9 protein-coding genes are annotated in these 14,466 nt (G+C 64.3%); 3 read left to right on the top strand and 6 right to left on the bottom strand.

Annotated features, from left to right (window positions below; translation table 11 throughout):
* Positions 1-84 precede the first annotated feature (84 nt).
* Both KG104_RS02695 and KG104_RS02690 read left to right on the top strand, forming a co-directional pair.
* On the top strand, positions 85-1,965 hold the full coding sequence (locus KG104_RS02695) for a BCCT family transporter (protein WP_207348525.1): 1,881 nt from the start codon (positions 85-87) through the stop codon (positions 1,963-1,965).
* A 288-nt stretch (positions 1,966-2,253) separates the two neighbouring features.
* Positions 2,254-3,807, top strand: coding sequence for an alpha/beta hydrolase (locus tag KG104_RS02690; protein WP_207348524.1), 1,554 nt, complete (start codon positions 2,254-2,256; stop codon positions 3,805-3,807).
* Positions 3,808-3,959: 152 nt separating this feature from the next.
* Here the strand turns inward: KG104_RS02690 and KG104_RS02685 are convergent, their stop codons facing one another.
* The 5 genes from KG104_RS02685 to KG104_RS02665 all read right to left on the bottom strand — a co-directional run bounded on the left by KG104_RS02685 (position 3,960) and on the right by KG104_RS02665 (position 11,153).
* Positions 3,960-5,369 carry a sugar porter family MFS transporter gene (locus tag KG104_RS02685; RefSeq protein ID WP_207348523.1) on the bottom strand — a complete coding sequence of 470 codons (1,410 nt, stop codon included), beginning with the start codon at positions 5,367-5,369 and terminating at the stop codon, positions 3,960-3,962.
* 85 nt (positions 5,370-5,454) lie between these two features.
* Entirely contained in the window at positions 5,455-6,357 is a 903-nt protein-coding gene (gene sucD, locus KG104_RS02680; RefSeq protein WP_104056130.1) for a succinate--CoA ligase subunit alpha, read from the bottom strand.
* A gap of 38 nt (positions 6,358-6,395) precedes the next feature.
* Complete coding sequence (gene sucC, locus KG104_RS02675; protein ID WP_104056128.1) at positions 6,396-7,565, bottom strand: ADP-forming succinate--CoA ligase subunit beta; 1,170 nt, start codon at positions 7,563-7,565, stop codon at positions 6,396-6,398.
* Positions 7,566-7,771: 206 nt separating this feature from the next.
* Complete coding sequence (gene pcrA, locus KG104_RS02670) at positions 7,772-10,270, bottom strand: DNA helicase PcrA (protein ID WP_207348522.1); 2,499 nt, start codon at positions 10,268-10,270, stop codon at positions 7,772-7,774.
* An 82-nt stretch (positions 10,271-10,352) separates the two neighbouring features.
* Complete coding sequence (locus KG104_RS02665; RefSeq protein WP_104056124.1) at positions 10,353-11,153, bottom strand: inositol monophosphatase family protein; 801 nt, start codon at positions 11,151-11,153, stop codon at positions 10,353-10,355.
* Positions 11,154-11,531: 378 nt separating this feature from the next.
* Here KG104_RS02665 and KG104_RS02660 point away from each other — a divergent pair, with 378 nt between their 5' ends.
* Complete coding sequence (locus tag KG104_RS02660; protein ID WP_207348521.1) at positions 11,532-12,167, top strand: hypothetical protein; 636 nt, start codon at positions 11,532-11,534, stop codon at positions 12,165-12,167.
* A gap of 82 nt (positions 12,168-12,249) precedes the next feature.
* Here KG104_RS02660 and KG104_RS02655 read toward each other — a convergent pair whose 3' ends face one another.
* On the bottom strand, positions 12,250-14,391 hold the full coding sequence (locus tag KG104_RS02655) for an MMPL family transporter (RefSeq protein WP_207348520.1): 2,142 nt from the start codon (positions 14,389-14,391) through the stop codon (positions 12,250-12,252).
* Positions 14,392-14,466 lie beyond the last annotated feature (75 nt).

The following is a 14,466-nucleotide window of genomic DNA, read 5'->3' as shown; positions in this document are numbered from 1 at the left end:
TTCCGGGACCAGCCGCCTCATCCCAGCCGCCCGAAATATCCTTACGAATACCGGGCATTCTTCCGTTAATATCTAGGAAGGCCTATGGCTAACACGACTGAAATTCCCCCCGCCATCCCGGGGGAAGACGCTCTGATTGCAGAAGCTGATCCGGACCAGGAACTGCTCCAGCAGCTCCTGGAAACCGAACGGGCGCATGAAGCTGCCCGCCAGGCCGACGTACCGGCCAAACTGGACAAGGTCCTCTTCGGAATCACCGGTGCACTGGCCATTGCCTTCATCCTGTGGGGATTCGTGGGCGGTGATTCGCTGGCCAGGTCGTCCCAGACCGCTCTGGACTGGGTCATGGCCAACACCGGCTGGCTGTTTGTCCTGCTGGCGTCCTTCTTCGTGGTTTACGTCCTGTGGCTCGCCCTGGGCCGTTTTGGCAACATTCCGCTGGGCAAGGACGATGAGGAACCGGAGTTCAAGACACTGTCCTGGATCTCCATGATGTTCGCTGCCGGCATGGGCATCGGCCTGATGTTCTACGGCGTTGCGGAACCGCTGTTCCACTACGTTTCGCCTCCTCCCGGCACCGTTGACGGACAGACTCCGGAAGCCCTGCGCACCGCCATGGCCACTTCAATGTTCCATTGGGGACTGCATCCCTGGGCCATGTACGCAATTGTTGGCATCGCCATGGCTTACGGCAGCTACCGGCTTGGACGCAAGCAGCTCATTTCCTCCACCTTCACCTCCCTCTTTGGCCGGGCACGGGTTGACGGTCCACTGGGCAAGCTGCTGAACGTTTTTGCCATTTTCGCGACTCTCTTCGGCACCGCGGCCTCCCTTGGCCTGGGTGCACTGCAGATTGGCAGCGGCATGGAATCAACCGGCTGGGTCGACACCGTCGGCGCCCCCATCCTGGTTGGCATCGTCGCGATCCTGACGGCGTGCTTCGTAGGCTCAGCCATGTCCGGGATCTCCAAGGGCATCCAGTGGCTCTCCAACATCAACATGGGCCTTGCACTGCTGCTGGCGATCGTCGTGTTTATCGCCGGCCCCACCCTGTTCATCCTTAACGTAATTCCCTCCGCCATTGCCGACTACGCCGGCAACATGGCCGAGATGGCGTCACGCACCGAGGCCGTCGGCGACGAATCCATGCGTGCCTGGCTCTCCGGATGGACCATCTTCTACTGGGCCTGGTGGCTTTCCTGGACGCCGTTTGTTGGCATGTTCATTGCCCGCATCAGCCGCGGGCGGACCATCCGGCAATTTGTCAGCGGCGTCCTGCTGGTTCCTTTCGTGGTCACCGTCCTCTGGTTCTCGATTTTCGGCGGCGCCGCCATCGGCACGTCCCAGACTGCCGCTCCGGGTGAGGCAGATGCCCTGACGGCGGCTGCCGGCTCGGACGCAGCCCTCTTCGAGCTGTTTGCCCTGCTGCCCATGCCCAACCTGATTGCTGCGGCCGTCGGTATCCTGGCCATGGTGCTGGTGGGCATCTTCTTCGTCACCGGTGCGGACTCCGCATCCATTGTGATGGCATCCCTGAGCTCCAACGGGTCTGACAAGCCGGCCCGCGGCGTCGTCATCTTCTGGGGTGTCCTGACCGGTGCGGTGGCGGCGGTCATGCTCCTGGCGGGAGACGACGCCGATCCGTCAACGGCGCTGGCTGCCCTGCAGCGGATCACCATCGTGGCGGCGCTGCCGTTCGCGCTCGTCATGCTGCTGATGACCGTTGCCCTCGCCAAGGACCTGACCCGCGATCCGATGGCCCTGCGACGCCGGCTGGCCAGGTCAGTGGTTGAACGGGCTATCGCCTCCGGTGTGGATGAGCACGGCGGATCGACCTTCGACCTGTCCACGCATGAGCACGAGGCCACCACGCACGACGCCGCCACCCCCGCCCCCGTGCCCGCGCGTTCAGCGCAGGCCGGAACGCCCGCGGGCGACGGCGGACCGCTGCGCCCGCGCAGCTAGCCAGCAGAAGCTGAGGCCCGCGCAGCATTATTCTTGAGAATGCTGCGCGGGCCTCTGCTGTCTCGGCTGGAGGCAACAGCTCATGTGAAGGCGGGAGAGTACTTGACGACAGAACCTGGCTGAAGACTCCCCGGCAGCGGGAACCGCTAATTCCCCTAATTTGGCCCCAATTTGACCGTCTTCCTTGCGGTACCTCAATCCTCTGCATAGCCTCCCACAAGTTACCGAATGGTAACTCGCTCCACGCCATGCTTTGCGACAATCACGCACAGAGACAATGAGGTCCCTATGAGGAAGCATCTTGGTATTCTGGCCGCAGCAGCAGGACTGCTGGGCTCATCCCTGGCAGCGGCTCCCGCCGTATGGGCGGCACCGGTTCAAGCAGCCGCACCCGCCGTCCGCACCGACGTCGTCATCACGAGTTTTGACGGCACTCCCATCCACACCAACTTCTTTCCGGCCGCGGGTCTTGCCTCCGGCCAGCAGGCGCCCACCGTAATGGTTGGGCCAGGGTTCGGGCTTCCCGGCGGACGCCTCCCCGTCACTTCCACCAGCACACTCATCGGTTCCATCGGCATCGCTCCCCTGCGCGATGCCGGATACAACGTGGTGACCTGGGACCCGCGCGGCTTCGGCCTCAGCGGCGGCGAGGCCTACATCAACAACCCGCAGTACGAGGGCCGGGACGCCCAGGCCATCGTGGATTACATCGCGGCCCAGCCCGAGGCCCGCCTGGATGCCCCGGGGGATCCGGTACTTGGCATGGCAGGTGCTTCCTACGGCGGCGGCATCCAATTTGTCCTGGCGTCCCAGGATCCGCGCGTAGACGCCATCGCCCCCACCATCGCCTGGAATGACCTGACCACCAGCCTGTACAAAGAAGGCTCGTTCAAGACTGGCTGGGGTGCGTTGCTCTGCGCCGAAGGCACCGCGCTGGGCCAGCTGGGTTCGCTCGTTGGCAACCAGGGCGCACTGTCCGCGCCTGTGCGCAAAGCCTGCAAGGAGGGGCTGACCTATCCGAACCGGCTCAGCTCCGAATCCGTGGCGTACTTCGCCTCGCTCACCCCGGACGAGATGTTCACGTCCATCACGGCACCGACCCTGATCATCCAGGGCACCGCGGATACCCTCTTTACGCTCTCCGAAGCCACCCGCAACTATGAACTGATCAGCAGCGCCGGCACCCCCACCAAGATGCTGCAGTTCTGCGGCGGTCACGGTCTGTGCAACTCCACGGCCGGACCGGACCGCATCACTCCTGCTGTGCTGAACTGGTTCGGCAAGTATCTGCAGGATGCACCGGTGGATACCGGAGCGGCGTTCGAGTTCATCGACCAGTTTGGCGTGACCCGCGCGGCTCCGGGTTATCCGGCAGCCACCGGGTCGCTGACCGGGTCCGGCAAGGGTCCGCTGCTGCTGACGCCGGCTGCCCTCAGCGGCGCGGTTGTTGCGGCGGCCGTGGCGCCGTCGGCCGTCAACGTGCCCATCAGCGCGCCGGCGGTGACGACGTCGGTCTTTGGAGCTCCGCAGCTGACCCTGACCTACCGCGGATACGCACCCCGGGGGAACACCCATGTGTATGCGCAGATCATCGACAGGTCCCGGGCGTCGCTGGTGCTGGGCAACCAGGTCACCCCGGTTCCCCTCATCCTGGACGGCCGGGAACGCACGGTGACAGTGCCCTTGGAAGAGGTGTCCTACACCGTAACGTCCGCCAGCAGGCTGGTGCTGCAGGTGACGCCGGCAACGTCCGTCTACGCACTGCCGAAGGCGACGGCCCTGACCAGCTTCACGGCGTCGGTCACGGTGCCGACGGTTGGCGCCTACCCTGTGGTTCCCTAGGTCTTCTGCCCTGCCATGCGGTAACAGCGGCAGAGGACTCTGCCGCTGTTACCGCATCCAATGACGCCATGAACTCGAGGTCCCGCCATGACCGCCGTTTCATACCCCTTCGAAGCACCGTGCTGGATCGAGACACTTCAGCCGGGCCCCGGCTACTTGGTGCCGGCGGCGCGCAGCTGTGCTTCCACCTGCTCCAGGCTTCGTCCCCGGGTTTCGGGCATGAAGTGCTTCACGAACACAATCGCGCAAAGGCCCAGCGCCACGAAGATGAAGAACGTAGTGGATATTCCGAGGCCGGCCATCAGCATGGGGAAAGAGAAGCCGACGGCGAAGTTCGCCATCCACTGCACGAAAACGGACAATCCCATGCCCAGCCCGCGGACCCGCAGCGGGAAGATTTCGGCGATCATCAGCCAGGTGACCGGAGAGATGGAACCCTGCTGGAAGGCCAGGAACAACACCGTCAGGGACAACACCACGAAGCCGCGGGCCGTCCCCTCGGGCATCGTGATGGAGGCGACGCCGATGAGCAGCAGCGTCGTGGAGGTGCCGATCAGGCCGGTGATCAGCATGGGACGGCGGCCCACCCTGCCCAGCAGCCAGATGCCCAGGATCGCGGCGGCAACGGAGACGACGCCGTTGGCGATGTTGGCGGTGAGCGCGGCTTCGGTGCCGAATCCGGCGTCGGCGAGGATCTGCGTCCCGTAATACACGATGGCGTTGACCCCGGTGATCTGCTGGACCACGGACATGCCCATGCCGATCAGCAGCACCCGGAACAGCCAGGGTTCGGCGAAGTCCTTGAAGGAACCGCGCCGGGTGTCTTCGCCGGCACCCAGGGCGCGGACGCCGTCGTACTCGGTCTGCGCGTCTTCAGTGCTGCGGATTTTCTGCAGCACCGCCATCATCTGCGGGTAGCGTCCCTGCGCGGCGAGCCAGCGCGGGCTTTCCGGCACAAACTTCATGCCGATCCACAGGGCGATCGCCGGAACCGAGGCCACGGCCAGCATCCACCGCCAGACGTGGGTCTCCCCGCCCCATGCATTGCCGATGCCCGCGTTGACCGTGAAAGCGGCCAGCTGCCCGGTGACGATCATCAGCTGGTCCCGCGTCACCATTTGTCCGCGCCGGTCAGCGGGAGCAATTTCGGACAGGAACATGGGCACGACGGCGGATGCTCCGCCCACGGCCAGACCCAGCACCACGCGGGCCACCACCATCAAACCCACGGTGGGGGCAGCCGCTGTACCGAGGGCACCGGCGAGGAAGACTGCGGCCAGGGCCATCAACAGCCGGCGACGGCCGAACCGGTCAGCGAGCTGGCCTGCGGCCAGGGCACCAAAGGCTGCTCCGAAAAGGAGGCTTGAAGTAATCAGGCCTTCCGTGAACGGGGTCAGGCCCAGATCCTCCGTCATGAAGGGCAGCGCCCCGTTGATGACACCGGTGTCATAGCCGAACAGGAAGCCACCGAGGGTGGCAATCCAGGAGGCACGCCCCAGCACACCGCGGTGGCGGTTTCGGCCCTGCCGTGCGGAGGAGGCGGGGGTAAGAGTTGTGGACATCACGTTCTTTCTGGATATAGCCAAGCGCACAAAAACCCCCGCCCGCCGGAAAGTACTCCGGCGGACGGGGGCTGATGCGTGCGTGTTAGAGCGCTGCGTAGACTTCGCGCAGCAGGGTGGCGGTCTCGGACGGCGTCTTGCCGACCTTCACGCCGGCAGCTTCAAGAGCTTCCTTCTTGGCCTGAGCGGTTCCTGCGGAACCGGAGACGATGGCGCCTGCGTGGCCCATGGTCTTGCCTTCGGGAGCGGTGAAGCCGGCCACGTAGCCGACAACCGGCTTGGTGACGTTGGCCTTGATGAACTCGGCGGCACGCTCTTCGGCGTCGCCGCCGATTTCGCCGATCATGACGATGGCCTTGGTCTCCGGGTCAGCTTCGAATGCGGCCAGCGCATCGATGTGCGTGGTGCCGATGACGGGGTCGCCGCCAATGCCGATGGCGGTGGAGAAGCCCAGGTCACGCAGCTCGTACATCATCTGGTAGGTCAGGGTGCCGGACTTGGAGACCAAGCCGATCGGGCCCTTGGAGGTGATGTTGTTGGGGGTGATGCCAACCAGTGCTTCGCCCGGGGTAATGATGCCGGGGCAGTTCGGGCCGATGATGCGGGTGACCTGGTTGCCGTCGGCATCCACCTTGGACTGGGCGTGCGCCCAGAACTCAGCGGAATCCTGGACGGGAACACCTTCGGTGATGACGACGACGAGGCCGATGCCGGCGTCGATCGCTTCCATGACGGCGTCCTTGGTGAAGGCCGGCGGCACGAAGACGATGGAGACGTCTGCGTTGGTCTTGTCCATGGCCTCGGTGACGGTGCCGAAAACAGGCAGTTCCACGTCGCCGTGGGTGACCGTGGTGCCGGCCTTGCGGGCGTTAACGCCGCCGACAACCTGGGTTCCGGCCTTGAGCATCAGGGCGGTGTGTTTGGTTCCTTCGCCGCCGGTGATGCCCTGAACGATGACCTTGGAGTCCTTGTTCAAAAAGATAGACATAAGGGGATTCTCTTTCTAAAGGTTCGACAGGCTCTGGATCAGCGAGCGGCGTAAGCGAGCTCGGCAGCCTTGTCGGCGCCTTCGTCCATGGTGGTGGCCAGCGTGACCAGCGGGTGGTTGGCTTCGGCGAGGATGCGGCGGCCTTCTTCGACGTTGTTACCGTCCAGACGGACGACCAACGGCTTGTTGGCTTCGTCGCCCAGGATTTCCAGGGCCTTGACGATGCCGTTGGCGACGGCGTCACAGGCGGTGATGCCGCCGAAGACGTTCACGAACACGGACTTGACCTGCTCGTCGTTCAGGATGACGTCCAGACCGGCGGCCATGACGGATGCGGAAGCTCCGCCGCCGATGTCCAGGAAGTTGGCCGGCTTCACGTTGCCGTGCTTCTCGCCGGCGTAGGCGACGACGTCGAGCGTGGACATGACCAGACCGGCGCCGTTGCCGATGATGCCAACCTGGCCGTCAAGCTTGACGTAGTTGAGGTCGTTGGCCTTGGCCTTGGCCTCGAGCGGATCGGCAGCGTCCTTGTCTTCCAGCGCGGCGTGGCCGGGCTGGCGGAAGTCTGCGTTTTCATCCAGGGAAACCTTGCCGTCGAGGGCAACGATGTCACCGGCGCCGGTGCGCACCAGCGGGTTGACCTCCACCAGGGTGGCGTCTTCCTTGACGAAGACATCCCACAGCTTGAGGATCGCGTTGACGACGCCTTCGCGCAGCTCCGGCGCGAAGCCGGCGGCGTCGACGATCTCTTCGGCCTTGGCCTGGTCGATGCCCACGGCGGGGTCAACGGCAACGCGGGCCAGGGCGTCGGGGCGCTCTACGGCGAGGACCTCAATTTCCATGCCACCTTCCACCGAGCACATGGCCAGGTAGTTGCGGTTGGCACGGTCCAGAAGAACGGAGAAGTAGAACTCCTCGGCAATGTCAGCGCCCTGGGCGATCATCACGGTGTTGACGGTATGGCCCTTGATGTCCATTCCGAGGATGTCGGAGGCGTACTGGAACGCCTCGTCAGCGGTCTTGGCGACCTTGACGCCGCCAGCCTTGCCTCGGCCACCGACCTTGACCTGTGCTTTGACGACAACTACGCCGCCAATCTTCTCGGCTGCAGCTTTTGCTTCTTCAGGAGTGTGCGCCACGATTCCGGCAAGCACGGGTACACCGTGCGCCTCAAAAAGATCGCGCGCCTGATATTCAAACAGGTCCACGGGCTAGTGTCCTTCTACGTCGAAGTAGGTTTACATTCGATCAAATGATCGCAGAAGCAGATGCATGTAGCCGGTCTGCCTCTCTGGAACTTTAGTCGCTCAGCGCTCAATGCCGTCCATAGACTACCGCTTTAGTGATTAAGCGCACACTTCTATGGTTTGTAGAAATCCGCTGCCGTGGAGTATGAGGCGCAGATTACTTTCCCCTAAGACTCCTTTGTCAACGGTGCATACCTCAGCAGCAGGCGCTTCTCGCCGACGTCGAACTTCACCTTGGCGACCGTCTTGTCGCCGGAGCCTTCCACCGCGAGCACCGTTCCGTGCCCGAAGGATGTGTGGTTGACCTTGTCCCCCGGCGCCACTGAAATGACTTCCTTCTGCGGCTGCACCCGCCCAATGGCCTTGGCAACGGGAGCAGCGGAAATGTTGCCGCCGGTGCCGGAGCCCGACGCGGACCCTGCACCCCAGTGCGAGCCGCCGTACCGGCTGGACCCGGCTCCGGAGCTCCCGCCCCAGGCGGGCCGTTCCATCCCTTCGCGCTTCCACTCGATCAGTTCCCCGGGGATCTCCCCGACAAACTGGCTGGCGGGGTTGTACTGGCTCTGCCCCCACATGCTCCGCACTTCAGAACGCGTAATGTAGAGGCGCTTCCGGGCACGGGTGAGCCCCACGTAAGCGAGCCGCCGCTCTTCGGCCAGCTCCGCAGGGTCGGTGGCCGAACGCTGGTGCGGGAAGAGCCCCTGCTCCATGCCGGTCAGGAAGACCACCGGGAATTCCAGGCCCTTGGCGGTGTGCAGGGTCATCAGTGTTACCACGCCCTGGCGGCGGGACTCCTCGACGGCGGCTGCCACTTCCTCGGCCGAGCCCTCCGGCGCGTCGGGGATGGAGTCGGCGTCCGCCACCAGGGAGACCTGTTCCAGGAACTCCCCCAGCGAGCCCTCGGGATTGTCCTTCTCATATTCGCGGACCACTGCCACCAGTTCGGCAAGGTTCTCCACCCGCGATTCATCCTGCGGGTCAGCGGAGGAACGCAGCTGGGCCAGATAGCCCGTCTGTTCAAGCACGGCTTCCAGGGCAGCCGCGGCACCGGAGCCGGACGCCACCTCGGACAGGTCATCGATGAGCTTGACGAACCCGTTGACTGCGTTGAGTGACCGGGTGGCCAGCCCCGGGGCCTCCCCCGCACGCCGGAGCGCGGCCATGAAGGAAATCCGTTCCCGCTCGGCCAGGGCCGCTACGGCATATTCGGCCCGGTCACCGATGCCGCGCTTGGGCTCGTTCAGGATCCGGCGCAGGTTCACGACGTCGTCGGAATTCACCAGCACGCGCAGGTAGGCCAGCGCGTCCTTGATTTCCTTGCGCTCGTAGAACCGGGTGCCGCCGACCACTTTGTAGGGCAGCCCCACGCGGACCAGGACGTCTTCGAGGGAGCGGGACTGTGCGTTGGTCCGGTAGAACACAGCGACGTCGCCCGGGCGCAGACCCTCTTCATCCTGCAGCCGGTCAATTTCCTCGGCAATAAACCGGGCTTCTTCGTGTTCGTTTTCGCCCACGTAGCCAATAATCTTCTCGCCGTTGCCCTCGGCCGTCCACAGGCGTTTTTCCGGCCGGTTCGGGTTGCGGGAGATGACTGCGTTGGCCGCGTTCAGGATGGTTTGCGTGGACCGGTAGTTCTGTTCCAGCAGGATGGTGCGCGCTGTTGGATAGTCCTTCTCGAAGTCGACAATGTTGCGCACATCGGCTCCGCGGAACGCGTAAATGGACTGGTCCGAGTCACCGACCACAGTGAGCTCGGCCGGCGGGATGTCCACCGTGTTGTGTTCACCCGGCACACCCACCAACTCCCGCACCAGCGCATACTGCGCATGGTTGGTGTCCTGGTACTCGTCCACGAGGATGTGGCGGAACCGCCGGCGGTAATACTCGGCCACGCCGGGGAACGCACGGAACATGTAGACCGTCTGGGCGATCAGATCGTCAAAGTCCATGGCGTTGGCTGACCGCATGCGCTCCGTGTAGCCCTTGTAGACGTCGGCGACTGCCTGTTCAAACGGATCGGAGTAGTTGGCCGAGGCGGCAAAGGACTCGTCGTCGATCAGTTCATTCTTCAGGGCGGAGATCTTGTGCATGATCATTTTGGGCGTGAATCGCTTGGGGTCCAGGTCCAGGCCCTTGGCCACCAGCGTGATCAGGCGCAGTGAATCCGCTGAGTCATAGATGGAGAAATTGGAGTTCATGCCCACGGACTTGGCCTCCCGGCGCAGGATGCGCACGCAGGAGGAGTGGAACGTGGAAATCCACATGGTCTTGGCGACGCCGCCAACCAGCGTTTCGATGCGCTCGCGCATTTCCGCCGCGGCCTTGTTGGTGAACGTAATCGCTAGGATCTGGCCGGGGTTGGACCGTCCCGTGGCCATCAAATAAGCAATCCGATGGCTGAGCACCCGGGTTTTGCCCGATCCCGCTCCGGCCACGATCAGCAGCGGTGAGCCGGCATGCTTCACTGCTTCTTCCTGCTGCGGATTCAGGCCCTGCAGCAGGTCCGCTGCCCGCTTTTCATCAACGCGCGACGGCGTGTGCGGGCGTTCGACGTCGCCGCGCCCGTTCTGCGAAGGAGAGTCCGCGGCGGAATCGGCGGCGGCGGAACCTGGCTTGCCGGCGTCGGTCTTGGCGGCTGAAAAGTACGGATCAAAAAGATAGTCCATGGTGTTCTTAAGTCTAGGCGCTGGCGCCGACCATTCCGGCGCTGGCCTTTTGCCGTGGTGGGCTGCGCCTGACCGGCCCCGTTCAGGCCCGTATGAGTGCGCCTTCGATTTCGCGTACCGCCGACGCCCTACCCGCGATGTGCCACCGGAAACCGTTCACCTCAACCACGGCCGTGCTTCCGCCGGCGGCCCGCACAATGGCCTTGCCCGGCAGCCAGTCCCACTCCGGGCAGCTGTGCTGGAACCAGGCTCCCAGCCGGCCTGACGCTACTCCCCCGAGGTCGCAGGAACCCGAGCCGAGCATGCGGATGGTGGCAGCCCGGGAAGCCGCAGCGGTCCAGGGACCGGCCACTTCGGGGCGGAGCAGCCAGGTGGGATGCAGGTAGGTTCCGGCGCTGAGCCGGTCCAGGGATGCGTCTTCCAGCGGCGGAACCGGATCACCGTTGAGGGTGGCGGGGTGTCCCTCGCCGCCGAGCCACAGCCTGTCTTCCTGCGGCTGGAAAATGGCTCCCAGCAGAACGTCAGGATCACCGTCCAGTGATTCCGGCTCGTCCGCCTTCAGGGCAATCGCGGAACACCAGTACGTGGATCCGGCAAAGAAGTTGTAGGTCCCGTCCACGGGGTCGATCACCCAGGATCTGCCGGAGGTGCCCGTAACGCTGGCACCTTCCTCCCCCACTATTCCGTCATCGGGGCGAAGCTCGCGGATCCGCTCCACCACCAGCTTTTCAGCAGCATGGTCCGCCGCGGTGACGACGTCGGACACGGTGGTCTTGGCGGTTGCGGTCAGCCCCTCCGAGCGCATGCGCAGGGCCAGTGCCCCGGCATCGCGCACCAGGGAAGCCGCGAGGGAGAAATCTTCGTTCGTCGCGTGAACACTCATTCGGCCAGCCTATCGGGCGCCATCACCTAACCAAAGGAACGGCTGCCGGCGGCCGGCCGGCTCAGGCTTGGGCGGCTGCGGCGGCGGGTGTTTCCGGGACTCCGTCCGCGGTGGCCGCCGGCATGAGCGGCGCGGCGGGTCCGGCGGAAGGCTCCGGGACGGCAGCGTGCGGTGCCGCAGCTTTTCCGGCCCGGCGGACCGCGCGCATGATGGGCCGCTCCAGCCAGATCCAGGAGCAAATAGCCGGCAGGAACGTGAGGACTCCCGCAATGATGATGTAGGCGGGCAGCCCCGTTCATGCAGCCCGTACAGCGCCAGCAGCTGCTGGACCGGGAAGGCATAGATCGGCCGCTGCGCACTGCGGCCATACTGTTAAGCATGGGAAAAACTCCGGCACAGCGGGCCGCCAAGCACGGCGAGAATGCAGTCGCCCCGCCGCATACAGCGAATATGGCCACTCCGCCCTCCGGGCAGCAGGCCAAGTCCAACGCCAATCTGATCCTGGTGGCGGCGGTTGCCACCACTTTATTCATGTTCTTCTACCTGCACCTGCTGGTGCTGGATCAGATGACGCAGCTCTCCGGTGGCATGGCCATGCCCGATTCGCTGGTGGGCGGCTACAGCATGGAGTACCTGGCGGACCTGCGCTCGGTCATGGACGCCGATGCCCTCGGCCAGCTCAGTTATGTGCACAAGACAGCCGGCACCATCTTTCCCCTGATCTTTGGCTTCACCTGGCTTCTGATCATCGGGCTGAATGCCCGCGGACGGGTCAAACGCTGGATTCTGTGGGCCGCCCCCATCCTCTTTGTCATTGTGGATCTGTGGGAAAACGTTGCCATTGACGCGGCTCTTGGCGCGGACACCCTGACCAGTGCCGATGCGACCCTGGCCAGCGCCCTGACGATTGCGCGCTGGGTCCTGTTTGCCCTGAGCTTGCTGGCATCGCTGGTTGCCGTGTTCAGCAAACGCCGTCCCCCCGCGGCGGACAGCCAGGGTTCGACGAAAGCCTAGCCGCCCACGATCGACTTCAAGCAGCAAAGTGCCTGTCCGGATAGTCCGGACAGGCACTTTTTTGTTTCTTACGGGTGAACCGTCAGCGGGTGGTTGCCCGATGCGCGCCGGCGGGTGCAGGCAGGGACTCCGATCCCGAATCATCACTCGAGGCAGGTGCCTCGTGCCGGCCTCCCGTGCCGGCTTTGCCTGCCGGATTGGACGGCCACCAGAACTTGTCGCCCAGGATGAAGGTCAGCGCCGGAACGATGACCGTGCGCACCACCAGGGTGTCGAGCAGGACGCCGATCGCCACGGTGATGCCCACCTGGGTCAGGGTGACCAGCGGCAGCACGCCAAGGACAGCGAAGACGGCAGCGAGCAGGATGCCGGCACTGGTGATCACGCCGCCGGTGGACCGAAGGGCGCTGAGCATGCCCTGCTTGGTGCCCATGGTCATGGCGTTCTCTCGGGCCCTCGTGGTCAGGAAGATGTTGTAATCCACACCCAGTGCCACCAGGAAGATGAACGAGTACAGCAGCGTCAGCGTGTCCAGGGCCGGGAAGCCCAGCACGTTCACGAACAGCACCCAGCTGAGGCCGGTGCTGGCAACGAACGTCAGGAGCACTGAGGCCACCAGGAGAACCGGAGCCACGATGCTGCGCAGCAGGACCAGCAGAACGAGGAACACCAGGATGATCACCGAGGTGACCACCAGGGTCAGATCATGCTGGTTTGCTGACAGCTGGTCCACGCGTTCGGCGGCTTCCCCGCCCACCAGCGCTTCATATTCAGGGGTTTCCGCCAGATCGTTGCGCAGGTCTTCAATGAACGCGTTGGCCTCGGCAGTGCCGGGCTCGTATTGGTCTACAACGTCGATGCGGCTCACACCGTTGTTTTCGGAGACCACGTCGGCGCTGGACACGCCTTCAACAGCGGCGAGTTCTTCCGCCGCGGCTTCCGCTGAATCGGTATTCACCAGGACAATAACCGGCGAGGTGGAGCCGGCGGGGAAGCCTTCGGCAAGGGTTTCGGCTGCGGTGACGGCCTGCGGCTTCTCGGTGAACTGTTCGTTCTCGCTGAGGCCGATCTGGACGTTGAACAGGAGTGCGCCGGCCGCCAGCAGGACGACGACGGCGGTGCCGGCGATGCGCTTGGGCGCACGGGCCGTGGCCTCTCCGAGCTTCCCCCAGAATTTGCCTTCGCGGGCTGCGTCGCCGACCTTGGGCACGAACGGCCAGAAGAGCTTCCGGCCCAGCAGCACCAGGGCTGCGGGCAGGATGAACAGGGCGCTGAGGATGGCCAGCACAATGCCGGTGGCTGCGGAGAAGCCCAGGCCGCGGTAGCTCAGGGTATCGGTGAAGAGCAGTACCAGCAGGGCCAGGATAACCGTGCCGCCGGAAGCGATAATCGCTTCCCGGGTGCGGGTGAGCGCTTTGCCCATGGCCTGGTACTTGGACTCGTGGATGCGCAGTTCTTCGCGGTACCGGGCGATCAGCAGCAGGGCGTAGTTGGTGGCAGCACCAAAGACCAGCACGCTGGTGATGCCCACTGCGGACGGATCAACGTCGATTCCCACTACCGGCGCCAGCAGGTCCACCACCTTCAGGGCAGCCTGTTCAATGGTGGCCACCACGGCCAGGGGAACCAGCCAAAGCCACGGTGACCGGTAGGTGATGAGCAGCAGGAGCGCAACGACGCCGGCGGTAACGGTCAGCAGAATGAAGTTTGCTCCGGAAAAAACACCGGCCAGGTCAGCAGTGAACGCCGCCCCGCCGGTCAGTTCAGCCTTGATGCCTTCGGGGGCAGCATCCGAAATGCTTCCGCGGAGGCTTTCCACCTCGGCGGCAACGGCATCGCCGTCGTCCGCGGCCGCTTTCAGGGTGACCGGAACCAGACCCACCAGCTTGTTTTCCGACACGATCGGCGGCACCTGCGGAGGAGGGCCAACGGCCCCCAGCTCCGTGGCAGCGGCATTAATGTCTGCGATCGCAGCCTGATCGGCGTCGGTCAGTTCTCCGCCGTCCTCCCGGGACACCACGATCAGTGCGGTGGATGTCTGTGCATCGGGAAACTCTTCGAGGAGTTCGTTGACCTGCGTGGTTTGGTATTTGTCACTGAGGCCTCCGACTGTGGAGGCCTCGTTCTCCTGCGCCGGCAAAGCAAAGAGGCCAATGACGACCGCAAGGCTCAGCAGCAGCGTAATCCAGGCCGCTTTGGCCGACTTCACTATCCCTGCGTACATGCTCGCTCCTGGTGCACTAAAAATTGTCTCCAGCAAAAAGTATCTCACTTATAGAGATACTTCAATGTGGAGTTA

It is taken from the genome of Arthrobacter sunyaminii, from assembly GCF_018866305.1.
Lineage (GTDB): Bacteria > Actinomycetota > Actinomycetes > Actinomycetales > Micrococcaceae > Arthrobacter_B > Arthrobacter_B sunyaminii.
This window is presented reverse-complemented; position numbering and strand designations above follow the sequence as displayed.